The sequence below is a fragment of the Dialister succinatiphilus genome, from assembly GCF_928721695.1.
GTDB lineage: Bacteria > Bacillota > Negativicutes > Veillonellales > Dialisteraceae > Dialister > Dialister succinatiphilus.
On record NZ_OV788641.1, the window covers coordinates 1,186,538 to 1,204,571 of the forward strand.

Genomic DNA, 18,034 nt, shown 5'->3' on the forward strand with positions numbered 1-18,034 from the left:
AGGAGGATAGAAGGTTTACCAAGGGATTATCATTGTTTTCCGGATCATATTTCGGATTCATGTGGAAACTTGCAATTATTCTTTATAACTTTATATGAGTCCAACAATCTTCCGGAGAAGATTCCGATTTCTGTCCGGTATGCATCGAACCTGGCAGCTATCGAAAAAAATCAAAAGGAAGGTGAACCTTATGGATCCAGCCATTATCACACTGTGTGTATTGGCAGTAGCAGCATTCCTGTTTGTTACCGAACTGATCCCGCTGGCAGTTACCGCTATGGCAGCCTGCACAGCCCTCGGTATTCTCGGCGTTCTTCCGGCTAAACAGGTATATGCAGGTCTTTCCAACTCCACCGTCGTTCTTTTCGGTGGTATGTTCGTTATCGGCGCCGCTATGTTCAAGACTGGCCTCGCTGAAGCCATCGGTCTTGCTGTTGTTAGAAAAGCAGGTACCAAAGAAGTTCCGCTGATGGGCGCCATCATGCTGGTAACCATCATCCTGTCTTCCGTATCTTCCAATACCGGTACCGTAGCATGCCTCATGCCGGTAGTTATCGGTATTGCTCAGGCAGCTAACATTCCGGCTTCCAAGGAACTGATGCCTCTGGCAGTCGCTGCTAACGTAGGCGGCACCATCACCATGATCGGTACTCCGCCAAACGTTATCGTTACCGGCGCTCTGTCTGCAGCAGGACTTCCGTCCTTCGGATTCTTCGAATTCGCCCTCATCGGTGTTCCGCTGTCCGTTATCGTCCTGGCTTACATGCTCACCATTGGCCGTAAGACCATTCCGATCAAGAATGCAGGCGCTATGGATGAAGAAGCTGTGAAAGCAGCTAAGGAGGAAGCTGGTGCTTCTGATGACGACGCTCCGAAGAGCAAGACAAAGATGTGGATTTCCGGTCTCATTCTGATCGGCGTTGTTGTCTGCATGGCTCTGAACCTCAAAACCGTTCCTCTTCAGACTGCCGCTGTTACCGGCGCAATTCTCTGCGTCATCACCGGCTGCCTGAAAGAAAAAGAAGCTTATGCAGGTATCGACTGGGTAACCATTTTCCTCTTCGCCGGCATGCTTTCCGTAGCTACCGCTATGGATAAGACTGGCGCAGGCAAACTGATTGCCGACACCGTAGTAGGTATGATGGGCGATCATCCAAACCCCATTGTTCTCTGCGCTGTACTGTACCTGATTTCCAACGTACTGACCCAGTTCATGAGTAACACTGCATCTGCAGCACTTCTTGCACCAATTGGTATTTCCATTGCTCAGTCCATCGGCGCTGACCCGAAACCGGTACTTATGGCTATCGGTATCGCAGCATCCATGGCTTATGCAACACCAATGGCTACTCCGCCAAACACCCTGGTTCTTGGACCTGGCGGATTCTCTTTCAATGACTATGTAAAAGTAGGCGTTCCGCTCTGCATTATTACATTCATTGTAAGCGTAATCATTATCCCGATTTTCTGGCCATTCTTCCCAGGCTGATACATCTCTTAGCCTTTGGGATTGAAAGACTTGCTGTTAGAAGTGAGAGCTGCCTTTCCGGCAGCTCCCTGCTTCTGATTCTCACTGCGTGAGGCAGAATCCTCACCGGTATCTGCTAAGGTACTGAAAAAAGAAAGGTGGATTTATACATGGACACTCCAAGCCCACTTTCCATTTGTATCACTAACATGGTTATTGTATTTGCGGTTCTGATTGTTCTTGCCTTCGTTATTCAGCTGATTCACATTGTGGATCCAACCAAGAATAAAAAGAAATAAGTAAAACAAAACCATTAGAATTAGGAGGATACAATTATGGATGGCTTTATGAGAGCACTGGTTTCTGTATGGACAGATTCCGGATTTGCTGCATTAACATGGCAGAACATTGTCATGATTCTTGTCGGACTGGTTCTGCTCTATCTGGCAATCGCAAAAGAATACGAACCTCTTCTGCTGATGCCTATCGCTTTTGGCGATATTATGGCTAACTTCCCGAATACCGGTTTTGAAACCGATATGGGCGTTATGATGGCTATTGGATATGGTATTAAGTACGAAATTTTCCCGCCGCTGATTTTCATGGGTGTAGGTGCCATGACCGACTTTGGTCCTCTCATCGCTAACCCGAAGACCATGCTTCTGGGGGCAGCTGCCCAGATCGGCGTATTCGTAGCACTGGCAGGCGCTATGGCACTGGGCTTCAACGTCCAGGAAGCAGCTTCCATCGGTATCATCGGTGGTGCTGATGGCCCGACCGCTATTTATCTGACTTCTAAACTGGCTCCGCATCTGCTGGGCGCCATCGCTGTAGCAGCTTACTCCTACATGTCCCTGGTTCCGCTGATTCAGCCGCCAATCATGAAGCTCTGCACCACCAAGGAACAGAGAAAGATTAAGATGGTTAACCTCCGTCCGGTTTCCCATTTTGAAAAGGTTGCATTCCCGATCGTCGTAGCTATTGTGGTATCTCTGCTTCTGCCACCGGTAGCAGCACTGATGGGTATGCTCTGCCTGGGCAACCTGTTCGAAGTATCCGGCGTAACCGCTCGTCTGTCTGATACCGCTCAGAACTCCCTGTGCAACATCGTTACCATTTTCCTGGCAACCGGCACAGGCCTCACCATGACCGGTGATAAATTCCTTCGTCTCCAGACCATTGAAATCATTTTCCTGGGCCTCGTTGCATTCGCAGCCGGCACCGCAGGCGGCGTACTCTTTGGTCAGATCATGAGAATTGCATCTGGCAACAAGGTAAACCCGCTGATTGGTTCCGCAGGCGTATCTGCCGTACCAATGGCAGCCCGCGTATCCCAGATCGTAGGTCTGAAAGACAACCCGTCCAACTACCTGCTGATGCAGGCTATGGGCCCGAACGTAGCAGGCGTTATCGGTACTGCAGTTGCTGCAGGCACCATGCTGGCACAGTTCGGAGGCTGATTTCTGTAAGAAATCTGTCAATGAAAAGCATCCTCGAAAGAGGATGCTTTTTTATTGCGCCAAAAGCTGATTTGCTCCTTCCAAGCCCTTATAATAATTATTTATATCATCATATATAAAAAAACTAGAATGCTCATTTTAGGTAAACAATAAAACAGAAAACTTGGATTTTCAAAAAGTTGCATAGTATACAATGCGAACATGCAAATGATAATGAACATTGATAACTATGAATTTTCATAGAAGACGATGAAATCGTATACTATGAAAAATTTCAGCTTGAAAAGAGGAAGGAAAGAGGGGAGTATGGGGCAGGTTATTTTCAATTAGAAAATGACAAAAACAGGGGAAATGAAAGGGGCTTGGCAGCTATTTTCAAGGGGAAAGGAAGGATACATAGAATATTATGTAAATTTGCGAAAATCATAGCATCCATATAGAATGAACATAGGTGCCTATGTAATGCATATCAATCGCATCTACATAGATGCAGGCCCTGCCCCAGGGCTTTTCTCAAAGGAGGATAGAAGGTTTGCCGGGGGTCGAATTATTTTCCGGATCGTATTCGGGATTCATATTCGGAATTCAGCATTTATTCTTTTATAACTTCATATGAGTCCTATGACTTTCCGGAGAGTTCCGTTCTGATTTCCTCGTAAGCACCAGTAAAGGAAAAAAGAGTGGAAAAATCAAAAGGAAGGTGAACCTTATGGATCCAGCCATTATCACACTGTGTGTACTGGCAGTAGCAGCATTCCTGTTTGTTACCGAACTGATCCCGCTGGCAGTCACTGCAATGGCAGCCTGCACAGCCCTCGGTATTCTGGGCGTTCTTCCGTCCAAACAGGTTTATGCAGGTCTTTCCAACTCCACCGTCGTTCTTTTCGGTGGTATGTTCGTTATCGGCGCCGCTATGTTTAAAACAGGCCTGGCAGAAGCAGTTGGCCTGTGGGTAGTAAACAAAGCAGGTGCCGGTGAAGTCAAACTGATGGGTGCCGTTATGCTGGTAACCATCATCCTGTCTTCTGTATCTTCCAATACCGGTACCGTAGCATGCCTCATGCCGGTTATTATCGGTATTGCCCAGGCAGCTAACATTCCGGCTTCCAAGGAACTGATGCCTCTGGCAGTCGCTGCTAACGTAGGCGGCACCATCACCATGATCGGTACTCCGCCAAACGTTATCGTTACCGGCGCTCTGTCCGCTGCCGGTCTTCCGTCCTTCGGATTCTTCGAATTCGCCCTCATCGGCGTTCCGCTGTCCGTCATCGTTCTTGCTTACATGCTGACCATTGGCCGCAAGACCATTCCGGTCAAGAGTGCAGGCGCTATGGATGCTGACGCTGTAGAAGCTGCTAAGAAAGAAGCAGGCGCAGGCGATGACGATGCTCCGAAGAGCAAGACAAAGATGTGGATTTCCGGTCTCATTCTTCTGGGCGTAGTTGCTGCTATGGCTCTGAACCTCAAGACCGTTCCTCTCCAGACTGCCGCTGTTACCGGCGCTATTCTCTGCGTCATCACCGGCTGCCTGAAAGAAAAAGAAGCTTATGCAGGTATCGACTGGGTAACCATTTTCCTGTTCGCCGGCATGCTTTCCGTAGCTACCGCTATGGATAAGACTGGCGCAGGCAAACTGATTGCCGACACCGTAGTAGGCATGATGGGCGAACATCCAAACCCCATTATCCTCTGCGCTGTACTGTACCTGATTTCCAACGTACTGACCCAGTTCATGAGTAACACTGCATCTGCAGCTCTGCTTGCACCAATTGGTATTTCCATTGCTCAGTCCATCGGTGCTGATCCGAAACCGGTACTGATGTCCATCGGTATCGCAGCATCCATGGCATTTGCAACACCAATGGCTACTCCGCCAAACACCCTGGTCCTCGGACCTGGCGGATTCTCTTTCAATGACTATGTCAAAGTCGGCGTACCGCTCTGCATTATTACCTTCATTGCAAGCGTTATCATTATCCCGATTTTCTGGCCATTCTTCCCAGGCTGATTTCCAGCTGTGGAAAAGAAAGTCAATTGAAATTTTTCAGGAGATGGGAAGCGCTTCCGGCGCTTCCCGGCTTCTGATTCTCACTGCGTGAGGCAGGAACCTCACTGGTATCTACTAAGGTACTGAAAAAAGAAAGGTGGATTTATAGATGGATACTCCGAGCCCACTTTCCATTTGTATCACTAACATGGTTATCGTATTTGCTGTTCTGATTTTCCTTGCTTTCGTTATTCAGCTGATTCACGTTGTGGATCCAACCAAGAACAAGAAGAAATAAGTAAAACATAACCATTAGAATTAGGAGGATACAATTATGGATGGCTTTATGAGAGCTCTCGTTTCCGTATGGACTGACTCCGGCTTTGCCGCCCTCACCATCGAAAACGTCATTATGATTCTGGTAGGACTTGTCCTGCTCTATCTGGCAATCGCAAAAGAATACGAACCTCTTCTGCTGATGCCTATCGCTTTTGGCGATATTATGGCTAACTTCCCGAATACCGGTTTTGAAACCGATATGGGCGTTATGATGGCTATTGGATTTGGTATTAAGTACGAAATTTTCCCGCCGCTGATTTTCATGGGCGTAGGCGCAATGACCGACTTTGGTCCCCTCATCGCTAACCCGAAGACCATGCTTCTGGGTGCAGCTGCCCAGATCGGCGTATTCGTAGCACTGGCCGGCGCTATGCTCCTGGGCTTCAATGTTCAGGAAGCAGCTTCCATCGGTATCATCGGTGGCGCTGATGGCCCGACCTCCATTTACCTGACTTCTAAACTGGCTCCTCACCTTCTGGGTGCCGTAGCCGTAGCAGCTTACTCCTACATGTCCCTGGTTCCGCTGATTCAGCCGCCAATCATGAAGCTCTGCACCACCAAGGAACAGAGAAAGATTAAGATGGTTAACCTCCGTCCTGTAACCCATTTCGAAAAGGTTGCATTCCCGATCGTCGTTGCCATCGTCGTTTCCCTGCTTCTCCCGCCGGTAGCATCTCTGATGGGCATGCTCTGCCTGGGCAACCTGTTTGAAGTATCCGGTGTAACCGCTCGTCTGTCTGATACCGCTCAGAACGCACTGTGCAACATCGTTACCATTTTCCTGGCAACCGGCACTGGCCTTACCATGACCGGCGACAAATTCATTCGTGTACAGACCCTTGAAATCATCGTTCTCGGCCTGGTTGCATTCGCAGCTGGCACCGCAGGCGGCGTACTCTTTGGTCAGATCATGAGAATTGCATCCGGCAACAAGGTAAACCCGCTGATTGGTTCCGCAGGCGTATCTGCCGTACCAATGGCAGCTCGTGTATCCCAGGTTGTAGGTCTGAAAGACAACCCGTCCAACTACCTGCTCATGCAGGCTATGGGCCCGAACGTAGCAGGCGTTATCGGTACTGCAGTTGCTGCAGGCACTATGCTGGCACAGTTCGGAGGCTGATTTCTTCTGGAAATCTGTCAATGAAAAGCATCCTCGAAAGAGGATGCTTTTTTTATGCTTTCTTTGAGAAAGGAATCTTTCCCTTTGAGGCAGGTCTTAGGTGTCAGGGCGGGACCCAGGAGGAAAGGAAGCCGGATGTTCCGACAGGGAGAAGGGGATATGACGAGTTCCATAAGCCATTATAATAATCTTCTATAGCATCATATAGAAAAATAAAATTCTGAAACAGAAATCAGGTTTCCAAAGCAGAAAGGGAATATCCGGGGATATCCGTTTTTTGTAAATGCTATTCACCAAAGGGAATAAAGATGCATCACAAAGAAATATAAGAAATGATTTATCCGAAAATATCGGATATTTTTCCCTTTGTTTTTCATGGCAGCCTCCTTGAAAAGAGAGTATTTCCATAGGCTGCAATGTATATACATATGCATTGAGTACTATATAATTATAAATACATAGCTATATATATAGTAATATATGCAGATTTGATTATGAATTCTGCGGCAGTTACAATACAAATGAACGAGAGCGCAGTTCCGTTTCTTGTTTCCCATGTGAGTCTTTCCCGGAGACTGTGATGAAAGGAGGATAGCCGGTTAATCAGGGATACAACGGAATGATGCAGATTTTCCTATCGCAGTCAGCTATTATTTATGCTTATTTTTGAAGGTCTGCCATCTTCCGCAGTTTACAGTTCTTTTTTCTATGATGAGAAGAGAGACATTTCTTTAAAGGAAGGTGAACTTATGGATCCAGCTATTACTACACTATGTGTACTGGCAGTAGCAGCATTCCTGTTTGTTACCGAACTGATCCCGCTGGCAGTTACCGCTATGGCAGCCTGCACAGCCCTCGGTATTCTCGGCGTTCTTCCGTCCAAACAGGTATATGCAGGTCTTTCCAACTCCACCGTCGTTCTTTTCGGCGGTATGTTCGTCATCGGCGCCGCTATGTTTAAAACAGGCCTGGCAGAAGCAGTAGGTCTCTGGGTAGTAAACAAGGCAGGTACAAAGGAAGTACCGCTCATGGGCGCTATCATGGTCGTTACCATTGCCCTGTCTGCGGTTTCCTCCAATACCGGTACGGTAGCATGCCTCATGCCGGTTATCGTTGGTATTGCCAATGCAGCCCACATTCCGGCTTCCAAGGAACTGATGCCTCTGGCAGTGGCTGCTAACGTAGGCGGCACCATCACTATGATCGGTACTCCGCCAAACGTTATCGTTACCGGCGCTCTGTCCGCTGCCGGTCTTCCGTCCTTCGGATTCTTCGAATTTGCCCTCATCGGCGTTCCGCTGTCCGTTATCGTTCTGGTTTACATGCTCACCATCGGCCGCAAGACCATTCCGGTTAAAAATGCAGGCGCTATGGATGCAGCTGCCGTTGAAGCAGCTAAGAAAGAAGCTGGTGCTTCTGATGACGATGCTCCAAAGAGCAAAACCAAGATGTGGATTTCCGGTCTCATTCTTCTGGGCGTAGTTGCTGCTATGGCTCTGAACCTCAAGACCGTTCCTCTCCAGACTGCTGCTGTGACCGGTGCCATTCTCTGCGTCATCACCGGCTGCCTGAAAGAAAAGGAAGCTTATGCAGGTATCGACTGGGTAACCATTTTCCTCTTCGCCGGCATGCTCTCCGTAGCTACCGCTATGGATAAGACCGGTGCAGGCAAACTGATTGCCGACACTGTCGTAGGCATGATGGGCGAGAACCCGAACCCCATCGTTCTCTGCGCTGTACTGTACCTGATTTCCAACGTACTGACCCAGTTCATGAGTAACACTGCATCTGCAGCACTTCTTGCACCAATTGGTATTTCCATTGCTCAGTCCATCGGTGCTGACCCGAAACCGGTACTCATGTCCATCGGTATCGCAGCATCCATGGCATTCGCAACACCAATGGCTACTCCGCCAAACACCCTGGTCCTTGGCCCTGGCGGATTCAATTTCAATGACTATGTGAAGGTCGGCGTACCACTCTGCATCATTACATTCATTGCAAGCGTTATCATTATCCCGATTTTCTGGCCATTCTTCCCGGGATAATCTATCCGGAAAGGTTTTGCCTTATGGGAAACAGAGGCTTCTCTGTCCCGTCTCCTGATGGGACAGGGATCTCCCTTTTCCTCGAGACTGTATAAAAAGAAAGGTGGATTCATACATGGCATCTCCAAGCCCGCTGTCCATTTGTCTCACCAACATGGTTATCGTATTTGCGGTTCTGATTTTTCTTGCCTTCGTTATTCAGCTGATTCACATTGTGGATCCAACCAAGAATAAAAAGAAATAAGTACAATAATCATATAGGAGGATACAAACATGGATGGCTTTATGAGAGCTCTTGTTTCCGTTTGGACTGACTCCGGCTTTGCCGCCCTCACCATCGAAAACATCATTATGATTCTGGTAGGCATTGTCCTGCTTTATCTGGCAATCGCAAAAGAATACGAACCTCTTCTGCTGATGCCCATCGCTTTTGGCGATATTATGGCTAACTTCCCGAATACCGGTTTTGAAACCGATATGGGCGTTATGATGGCTATTGGATTTGGTATTAAGTACGAAATTTTCCCGCCGCTGATTTTCATGGGCGTAGGCGCAATGACCGACTTTGGTCCCCTCATCGCTAACCCGAAGACCATGCTTCTGGGTGCAGCTGCCCAGATCGGCGTATTCGTAGCACTGGCCGGCGCTATGCTCCTGGGCTTCAATGTTCAGGAAGCAGCTTCCATCGGTATCATCGGTGGTGCTGATGGCCCGACCTCCATTTACCTGACTTCTAAACTGGCTCCTCACCTTCTGGGTGCTGTAGCCGTAGCAGCTTACTCCTACATGTCCCTGGTGCCCCTGATTCAGCCTCCTATCATGAAGCTCTTCACCACCAAGGAACAGAGAAAGATCAAGATGACCAACCTTCGTCCTGTAACCCATTTCGAAAAGGTGGCATTCCCGATCGTCGTTTCCATCGTTGTTTCCCTGCTTCTCCCGCCGGTAGCAGCACTGATGGGTATGCTCTGCCTGGGCAACCTGTTTGAAGTATCCGGCGTAACTGCTCGTCTGTCTGATACCGCTCAGAACGCACTGTGCAACATCGTTACCATTTTCCTGGCAACCGGCACAGGCCTTACCATGACTGGCGACAAATTTATCCGCGTACAGACCCTTGAAATCATCTGCCTCGGCCTGGTTGCATTCGCAGCAGGCACCGCAGGCGGCGTACTCTTCGGCCAGATCATGAGAATTGCATCGGGCAACAAGGTAAACCCGCTGATCGGTTCCGCAGGCGTATCTGCCGTACCAATGGCAGCCCGCGTATCCCAGGTGGTAGGTCTTCGCGACAACCCGTCCAACTACCTGCTCATGCAGGCTATGGGCCCGAACGTAGCAGGCGTTATTGGTACTGCAGTTGCTGCAGGCACCATGCTGGCACAGTTCGGAGGCTGATTTCTGTAAGAAATCTGTCAATGAAAAGCATCCTCGAAAGAGGATGCTTTTTTGCTCTGGAGGCTCCGCCATTGGATACACCCTATCGGGTGTGAGGGTTCAGAGGGGAAGGTTCTTAAGATGGACCGGCCGTTGGCCGGAGGGTTCTTAAGTTTGACGGGCCTTTGGCCCGAGGGTTGTGGTATCGCCCTTTGGGCGATGAGTTTTATAAGCCGCCTGCGGCGGTCATGTCAGCATAGAGTATCTATTCTCTCCGCTTACCTCGTACACCCTTTCCCGCTACGCGGGACTTCGCCCCGGTGGGAAGCATGTCACTGGATTCGCGGGTCGCGGGGCTCCCCTACGGATCCAGTTCTATTGCCACCTCAAGGGAAAAGAGAGATATGAGGAAAAAAACAGCGAGTCATATACTTCACGTACCATTTCGGCGTTTTCCCCCCTTTGGTGGCTGGCGCCACCACCTTTCCCCCGCAAGCGGGGGCACTATGGGTGCTTAGCAATGGAGCCATGTCTCTACAGGAAAGCATAGAGCAATTTATTCTGCCCCCGCTTGCGGATAGGGGGGCGCTCGGCGCAGCGAGCCAGTCAGCAGAATTCCTATCATAACGTATGATACAGAAAGGTAAATCCGTAACGCTGACTTCATATTCATCGCCCCATAGGGCGATACCACAACCCTCGGCCTGAAAGGCCGTCAAACTTACGAACCTTAAGAACCCTCGGGGCGAAGCCCCGTCAACCCTCGTCAACCCTCGCGCCAAAGGCGCGTCCAAAGGGCCATCATTATCCCCTTGCATTCTCTTTAAAATGCTGATATCATTACACTTGATAAGGAGTACTAATTATGCAGCTAATTGATTTATCTGATGTACATGATTTCAGCGCAGCTCGTTTTCTGCTGTACTGGCTGATTGCTTCCGTGGTGGCCATCATTGTGGCCTACAGTATCGGACAGGAAAACAAACTGAAGTGGTTCAGGCAGCGCAAATCCAATGGTTTCATGGTACGCCGCGGGGTGTTTGGCAATTTCAGTCTGCTGGGCGTGCCGAATTCCAAAGAAGGCTTTGCCATTACGGCAGGCATCTTTATCGGTTCCGGTGTGATCTGGGCCGTTCTTGTATTTGTCATTCTTCCTGTTTTCGGTTATAATTTATAAAGTAAGAGTTTTACAGTTTCATATTCTGTTTCCTGCGTATGGCACAGGGGTAGGAAATCCATCCTGATAGAAGGACCTGGCATTGAAAAAATGTCAGGTCTTTTTTTTAGGAATATATGCATGGCAGGTTATCAAACAGGATGGGCAGAGACAATCTATTTCATAAAGGCAGTTATTTGTATTTTTATTCATTTGGGAGGTTTCAATGACAGCCTGGGAAAGTATTGCCAAAGAGTTGTTCAGCGGGGTCATGGGCATGGGAGACCCTTCGGTGTGGATGATGTTCCTCATTGGAGGTATCCTGATTTATCTGGGGGTGAAAAAGGATTATGAGCCCATGCTTCTTTTCCCCATGGGGGTAGGCTGTATCCTGGCCAATATCCCCGGTCATTTTGCAGTGATTCCCACAGGCGGCGGGGAGCCGGGATTCCTGTCCGTGCTTTATGAGGCAGGCATTGCCAATGAGCTTTTCCCGGTGCTTATCTTCATTGCGGTGGGAGCCATGTGTGAGTTCGATCCTCTGATCCGGGCGCCGTATGTCATGCTCTTTGCGGCGGCTGCCCATTTCGGCATTTTTGCTGCGGCCTTCCTGGCATCGCTGGCGGGATTTCCTTTCAATGAAGCGGCGTCCATCGGCATCATCGGTGCCGCCGACGGTCCTACCACCATTTTCGTGGCCCAGAAATTTGCCACCAATCTTCTGGCACCGTTGACGGTGACAGCTTTCTGCTATATGTCCCTGGTGCCGATTATCCAGCCGCCCATTGTAAAGCTGCTGACTACGAAGAAGGAGCGCCTGATCCGCATGCCCTTCAAGGCGGAGAAACCGGTCTCCTGGACGGCCCGTTTCCTTTTCCCCCTGATGGTGGTGCTTATTGCCGGTATTCTGGCGCCTATTTCGGTACCTCTTATCGGTGCTCTCATGTTCGGCAACCTGCTGAAGGTATCGGGAGTTACAGATTCTCTCTCCAATGCGGCGCAGAATGAGCTGTCCAACCTGGTCACCCTTCTTCTGGGCATTACCGTAGGGGCCACCATGACGGCGGAAAACATTCTGACCATGGACGTGCTCAAAATCCTGGTACTTGGAGCCCTGGCCTTTGTATTCGATACGGTGGGAGGCATTCTCTTTGCCAAGCTGGCCAATCTGTTCCTCACGAAGAAAATCAATCCCATGATCGGTGCCTGCGGTATTTCCGCCTTCCCCATGTCCGGCCGGGTCATTGCGAAGATGGCGCTGAAGGAGGACCCGTCCAATTATATTATCCAGCATGCCATGGGGGTCAACGTGGCAGGCCAGGTGGCGTCAGTGGTAGCCGGCGGTCTGGTGCTGGCATTGATTCCCGTACTGGGATAAGGAGGAAATCATGACGAGCGTAGAATCATCAATGGCTTTAATGGTCATCGCCTATCCTCTTCTTTTCGTGGTGATGGCTGTATTTGCCGGACTCACCTATCTTCTGAACCGGATGTTTCAGGAAAGGAAATAGGGGATGGTGAAATAGGGAAAGGGCTCTCTTCTTTCACAGGAAAAGGTCCCTCCTGACGGGGCAGGCTCTGCGGAAGACTGTTTTTTCGCTGAAGCGGAAGAGGGAACCGCGCTTTTCTATAAAAGACAATCAAAAAGGGCTGTGAAGAAATGATTTCCATTTTTTCACAGTCCTTTTTATTACTTTTTATTTACTTTCAAAGAATGCTTTGTAAGCCAGGTAGGTTTCGTAGGCATCGGCCTTGGAGAGGAGGTCGTAGGGGGAGTGCATGGACAGCATGGCTGTGCCGCAGTCCACCACTTCAGCGCCCCAGTCGGCCATCATGAAGGCGATGGTGCCGCCGCCGCCCTGGTCTACTTTGCCCAGTTCGCCGATCTGCCAGCATACGCCGGCTTCGTTGAAGATGGTGCGGATTTTCTGCAGGAATTCCGCATTGGCATCATTGCTGCCCGCTTTGCCCCGGGCGCCGCCGTACTTGGTGAGGTTAATGCCGTAGCCCATGAAGGAAGCATTGTCCTTTTCCGAAACTTCGGGGAACATGGGGTCCAGGCAGGAGTTTACGTCGGCAGAAAGCATTTCGCTGTTTTCCATGGTTTCATAGAAATCAAGGATGGTATCCTGTCCCTGGAGGGAGAGAAGTTTCATGACGAATTTCACGAAGTAGGAGGATTCCATACCTGTGTTGCCGTAGGAACCGATTTCTTCCTTATCGGTGAGGAGAGCGGCCTGGGTCTTAACCCCCGACTTGGCGTCCAGAATGGCTTCCAGGTTGGCATAGGAGCATACCCGGTCGTCCTGTCCGTAGGAGGCAATGAGGGAACGGTCGAAGCCCACGTCCCGGCTCTTTGTGGCCGGAACCAGTTCCAGTTCGGCGGTGGCAAAGTCTTCTTCTTCAATGCCATAGGTGTCTTTCAGCCATTTCATGAACAGCTCCTTCGGCTTGGCTTTGCCTTCGGCGTTGGTCCAGGCAATGGCCTGCAGCTGTTCGCCGGTAATGCCTTCGGCCAGGGTCTTCTTCATCTGGTCCTGGGCCATGTGGATGAGAAGGTCGGACACGTAGAAAATGGGGTCTTCTTCCTTCATGCCCACATTGATTTCCACTTTCTTTCCATCTCTGGTGTAAATGACGCCGATGAGGGCCAGGGGAATGGTGGGCCACTGGTATTTCTTGATGCCGCCGTAGTAGTGGGTGCGGAAATAGACCACCCCTTCCTGCTCGTGCACCGGGTTGGCTTTCAGGTCCAGCCGGGGAGAGTCGATGTGGGAGCCCACGATTTTGATGCCTTCATGCACCGGTTCTTCGCCGATGACGGCCAGAATGACCGATTTGCCTTTCTGGTTCCAGTATACTTTGTCGCCGGGCTTCAGGGATTTCATGGTGTATACCGGTTTGAATCCCTTTTCCTCGGCCTGGCGGATGATTTCAGCCGCTGCCAGCCGTTCCGTGCGGGCGGTGTCAAGGAAAGCTTTGTATTTCTCGCCATAATCCATAACGGCCTTTCGCTCTTTCTGATTCATGCGCTGCCATACGGATTTTGTTCTGCTGTATGTTTCTTTCATAGCAAACCTCCTGTAATAGAGAATAATTATCACATTTATCATTATACTACAGAGACTCCGGTGGGGCTATGGGAATTATGGGCTTGGTAAGTGTCAAGTTTTCCTCGGTAATTCATTTGACTGTCGATGATTACTATCTCCGTGGCTTCGGTTTTATCAGTATTTCTGTATAGCTTTGGCCAGTCTCCCCATTGGTGAAGAAGAAGCTCCATAAACGCCTATACGTCCCTCCAGGCATCCCGGCCTATAGTTTCTCATCTTACGCTTCTGCGCCTCACTCCGGACATTCTGGGCGATTTTACGCTCTGCCTGCACCGCAGCCTTGTGCATGGCTCTATCCATCTTTTTGTAGCTTTTCCCATTAGCATGGTACAGGAGAGCTGCTGTAAGTGTTTTATTCTTCCGGGCGGTCAATACCCAAACCATACACTCCATTCCCTCGCTGGACCAGCTCCGTCCCTGCCGCTTCATGCGATAGCTGTAGAACCGGTGATTTGTTTCTGCAGTCCCCAGGTGAATCTCTGTATGGATGCCGCGCTGACTCAGGCTAGGGATATAGGGAGCATTTCTCTCCAGATAGCTCTGCAGCTTGTCTACCTCCTCCAAATCCTCCTCTGTTCGGGCGCAGCTCCGGGCAGTGTCCATCCATACCGGAATCTGTTTCATAATATTATCGGTCCGGTGAAGCTCTCGGATAATGTGGTCTACCAGTTCCTTGTTGCAGAAGCTGAGCCGGGTCCGGATCTTTTCATGCACATGATAGCAGTCGCGGAAGTGCTGGTGATCCAGGCAGCCTTCTACCATTCGCTCAAAGTCCTGAAACTGGTATCCGGACCCTCCATCCCCATTCGACAGCACTGTGGTCTTAGACAGGTCATAGTGTCCAAGCAGATAGCTTCTTACCATTGCAAAAAGTTCTTTTCTGCTGGTAGATGCAAAGCAGCGAAGTCCTACCAGTTCTGTCCTGTTGCCATTTTTCCTGACTCCCTCATATACCTGGATGCGGTGCACTTCCGAAACGCCGCCTTTCTCCTTGTTCTTGAGTACAATTCCATCTCCTTCAATCGCTATAATTTCCGGCTGTGTCGGCTTTTCAACCTTTTCCTCTTCTGCCAATGTTTTTTCGTAAGCCTTTGCCTTCTTACCGGCATAATTCTTGAGTGAGATAACGGACTGATGGGAGATGGTAATCCCTGCCAGGCTTTGCAGGAGTTCGCTGGCACTGCGAGATGTGGTAATTGCGACAGCCTCGACAATCCGCTCAATCATTCCCAGGCTGTAGTGCTTTCTGGGTTCAAAGCCCATTTTGCGGTCCAGGGGATAGAAGCTCTTCCCATCTTTCTGCAGAAGTCTTCGGGCATAGGTCAGCTCTCCATAGCGACAGCAAATCGTCCTAGAGTCCCGGCGCGCTACACGCCACCCCTGTGCCTTGTAAATCTGATACAGCTCAGTGTCAATACGCGCCAGGGCCATAGCTATAAGCTGACAGTTCATTTCAGTGAGCCAATGAGTTAGCTTCCTTTCAGCCTCGATAGAGTCATCAGATTCCTTAATGAGAGAAATGACTGCACCAATTACATTTTCACTCCAAATTTCTCCAGTTTTTGTTATAATATCCATGAGGAAAGCCCTTTCTTTGTTTTATTTGTGCACGGAAATTATAACATTTCCACTCAAGGGGAGGCTTTCCTCTTTTATTGTTTCTGGAAAAATTCCCCTACCGAGTAAAATTTTACACTAAGATGGGCTTGCCCCTTTCCCTGCCGGCGGAAGCACTTTCCGATTCCCCGTTCCGATTTCCCCGTTCCGATTCCCCATTCCCGATTCCCCAATCCCCATTCCCCATTTCCCATACCAGGTGCCTGCTTTTCCGGCGGCTCATCAGTCCTGGTGGCATAGGATTTCCTTTCGTGGTATACTTTCATTAATTACTTTCCAAGCAGGGGTATCCCTGGGGGAGGATAGAAGTATAGGAGGAGTTTTAACAAATGAACAACGAAAAAGCAGACGTCCGCCTGGAAGATGTGGAGGGGACGAAAGCGGAGCTGGATAAGAAGGCTCAAAAAATGCTGGAGGATAAGGATGTCGATTCCCGTATGAGGATCTATGATGGACCTCTGGGGAAAGCCATTGTGGTCCTTTTATGTGTATGGACAGCCTTTCAGCTGTATTTCACCACCATCGGCGCCATCAGTGCCATCAACCTTCGGGCTATCCACTGCATTTTCCTTCTGGTATTTACCTTTCTTTTATTTCCTACGTATAAGAAGGAGAAGAGGCGTAGGAAACTGCCGCCGCTGTGGGACTGGTTCTTTATTCTGGGGTCTGCAGGGTCTTTCCTGTACCTGATTTTCAACTATACCCGCATTGCCCAGACGGGAGGACGCATCAGCAGTCTGGAAATCGGCATCGCCTTTGTAGCCATTATCTGCGTATTTGAAGCAGCCCGGCGTGCTTCGGGAAATCTGGCCATTCTGGCGGCCCTGTTCCTGGCGTACAACTGGTTTGGCGCTTACCTGCCGGGATATCTGGGACATAACGGATTTACGCTGAAGCGTGTGCTCATTACCCAGTTCTGGGGCACCCAGGGCCTTCTGGGCACCGGTATCGGTGTATCGGCGACCTATATTTTCCTGTTCGTCGTTTTCGGTGCATTTTTGAAATACAGCGGATTTTCCCATTTCATCAATGATTTTTCCCTTACCCTGGTGGGCCGCACCTCCGGCGGCCCTGCCAAGGTGGCAGTCATTGCGTCGGGTCTCATGGGCATGATCAATGGTTCCGCCATTGCCAATGTGGCTACCACCGGCACCATTACCATTCCCCTGATGAAGCGTACCGGCTACAAGAAGGAATTTGCCGGAGCCGTAGAAGCGGTGGCATCCACCGGCGGCCAGTTTACGCCGCCTATTATGGGAGCCGTGGGCTTCGTGATGGCGGAATTTCTGAATCTGTCTTATACCTATGTGGCTCTGGCTGCGGTAACACCGGCGCTTCTCTACTATGTGGGTCTTCTTCTGGCCGTTCACTTTGAAGCCAAAAGGCTGGGCCTATCCGGCATTGCCAAAGAAAATATTCCTGATGCCATGAAGGTCATCAGGGAGCAGGGCCATCTGGTACTGCCTCTGATCAGCCTTATCGGCCTCATGTTTGCGGGATTCACACCTCTCTATGCAGCGGTGATTTCCATTTTCGTTACCATCGGAGCCAGCTGGCTTCGGAAGGATACCCGCATGACGCCGGACAAAATTCTGGCAGCTGTGGTGGAGGGATCCAAGAGTGCCATTTCCGTCGGGGTCTGCTGTGTCATCATCGGTGTTATCATCGGTACGGTGACCCTCACATCCCTGGGACTCAATATGGGATATCTGATCCTTTCTGTGGTGAATGGAGGAAGCATTTACCTGGCGGGGTTCCTGGTCATGATTATGTCCGCCATTCTGGGCATGGGCGTTCCCGGTGTGGCTGCCTACGTTATCGTGCAGGCCGTGGCAGTACCGGTGCTGATTAAAGCAGGGGCCATGCCTCTCATTGCTCACCTGTTCTGCCTGATTTACGCCTGCCTGTCCAACATTACTCCGCCGGTAGCCATGTCTGCCTATGTGGCATCGGGCATTGCTGATTCGGACCAGACGAAGACAGGCCTTTGGGCGGTGCGTCTGGGACTGATCGGATTTATTATTCCTTTCTTTTTCCTGGATAATCCGGTGCTTCTCATCGGCGTGTCCAAGACAGCCACTCTCTTTGATACGGGATGGGCAGTCTTTACGGCCATGGTGGGCACCTTTGCCCTGGTGGCCGGGCTGGAAGGATGGATCCTTCGCCGCTGCACATTGGTGGAAAGGATTATCCTCATCGCATCATCGCCGTTCCTGCTTCTGCCCGGCGTCCTTACCGATGCGGCCGGTGCTGCAGGTATTGCGGCGGTATGCATTTACCAGTGGATGAGAAGAAATAAAGAGAAGAAAGAAATCGAAGCAGCATAGCAGAAACAGGGGCCCTGGTTTT

Annotated in this window: 15 protein-coding genes; 13 read left to right on the forward strand and 2 right to left on the reverse strand. The window is 50.1% G+C overall.

Translation table 11 applies throughout. From position 1 onward, the window contains the following. The first annotated feature begins 190 nt into the window (after positions 1 to 190). The 12 genes from NW747_RS04865 to NW747_RS04915 all read left to right on the forward strand — a co-directional run bounded on the left by NW747_RS04865 (position 191) and on the right by NW747_RS04915 (position 12,466). On the forward strand, positions 191 to 1,489 hold the full coding sequence (locus NW747_RS04865) for an SLC13 family permease (RefSeq protein ID WP_273188216.1): 1,299 nt from the start codon (positions 191 to 193) through the stop codon (positions 1,487 to 1,489). 188 nt (positions 1,490 to 1,677) lie between these two features. Then, entirely contained in the window at positions 1,678 to 1,767 is a 90-nt protein-coding gene (locus tag NW747_RS04870) for an OadG family transporter subunit (protein WP_418249456.1), read from the forward strand. A 36-nt stretch (positions 1,768 to 1,803) separates the two neighbouring features. Then, complete coding sequence (locus NW747_RS04875; protein ID WP_273188217.1) at positions 1,804 to 2,928, forward strand: sodium ion-translocating decarboxylase subunit beta; 1,125 nt, start codon at positions 1,804 to 1,806, stop codon at positions 2,926 to 2,928. Between the two features lie 709 nt (positions 2,929 to 3,637). After that, positions 3,638 to 4,936, forward strand: a complete 1,299-nt coding sequence (locus tag NW747_RS04880) for an SLC13 family permease (RefSeq protein WP_273188218.1) — start codon at positions 3,638 to 3,640, stop codon at positions 4,934 to 4,936. A gap of 187 nt (positions 4,937 to 5,123) precedes the next feature. Continuing rightward, complete coding sequence (locus NW747_RS10335) at positions 5,124 to 5,213, forward strand: OadG family transporter subunit (RefSeq protein ID WP_288972829.1); 90 nt, start codon at positions 5,124 to 5,126, stop codon at positions 5,211 to 5,213. A 36-nt stretch (positions 5,214 to 5,249) separates the two neighbouring features. Next, entirely contained in the window at positions 5,250 to 6,374 is a 1,125-nt protein-coding gene (locus tag NW747_RS04885; RefSeq protein ID WP_273188219.1) for a sodium ion-translocating decarboxylase subunit beta, read from the forward strand. A 749-nt stretch (positions 6,375 to 7,123) separates the two neighbouring features. Continuing rightward, positions 7,124 to 8,422, forward strand: coding sequence for an SLC13 family permease (locus tag NW747_RS04890; RefSeq protein WP_273188220.1), 1,299 nt, complete (start codon positions 7,124 to 7,126; stop codon positions 8,420 to 8,422). Positions 8,423 to 8,537: 115 nt separating this feature from the next. Beyond that, entirely contained in the window at positions 8,538 to 8,666 is a 129-nt protein-coding gene (locus NW747_RS04895) for an OadG family protein (protein ID WP_273097472.1), read from the forward strand. A 29-nt stretch (positions 8,667 to 8,695) separates the two neighbouring features. Then, positions 8,696 to 9,820 (forward strand): sodium ion-translocating decarboxylase subunit beta, encoded by a 1,125-nt coding sequence (locus tag NW747_RS04900; protein ID WP_273188221.1) that lies wholly within the window; start codon positions 8,696 to 8,698, stop codon positions 9,818 to 9,820. An 844-nt stretch (positions 9,821 to 10,664) separates the two neighbouring features. After that, entirely contained in the window at positions 10,665 to 10,976 is a 312-nt protein-coding gene (locus NW747_RS04905) for a phospho-N-acetylmuramoyl-pentapeptide-transferase (RefSeq protein ID WP_273188222.1), read from the forward strand. A 205-nt stretch (positions 10,977 to 11,181) separates the two neighbouring features. Then, complete coding sequence (locus NW747_RS04910) at positions 11,182 to 12,333, forward strand: sodium ion-translocating decarboxylase subunit beta (RefSeq protein WP_273188223.1); 1,152 nt, start codon at positions 11,182 to 11,184, stop codon at positions 12,331 to 12,333. 10 nt (positions 12,334 to 12,343) lie between these two features. Continuing rightward, positions 12,344 to 12,466 (forward strand): hypothetical protein, encoded by a 123-nt coding sequence (locus tag NW747_RS04915; RefSeq protein WP_273188224.1) that lies wholly within the window; start codon positions 12,344 to 12,346, stop codon positions 12,464 to 12,466. 186 nt (positions 12,467 to 12,652) lie between these two features. Here NW747_RS04915 and NW747_RS04920 read toward each other — a convergent pair whose 3' ends face one another. Together NW747_RS04920 and NW747_RS04925 are read right to left on the reverse strand one after the other, a co-directional pair. Then, entirely contained in the window at positions 12,653 to 14,026 is a 1,374-nt protein-coding gene (locus tag NW747_RS04920) for an aminopeptidase (RefSeq protein ID WP_273188225.1), read from the reverse strand. 156 nt (positions 14,027 to 14,182) lie between these two features. Continuing rightward, positions 14,183 to 15,646 (reverse strand): ISLre2 family transposase, encoded by a 1,464-nt coding sequence (locus NW747_RS04925; protein ID WP_273188226.1) that lies wholly within the window; start codon positions 15,644 to 15,646, stop codon positions 14,183 to 14,185. 368 nt (positions 15,647 to 16,014) lie between these two features. Here NW747_RS04925 and NW747_RS04930 point away from each other — a divergent pair, with 368 nt between their 5' ends. Then, positions 16,015 to 18,012, forward strand: coding sequence for a TRAP transporter permease (locus NW747_RS04930; protein WP_273188227.1), 1,998 nt, complete (start codon positions 16,015 to 16,017; stop codon positions 18,010 to 18,012). Positions 18,013 to 18,034 lie beyond the last annotated feature (22 nt).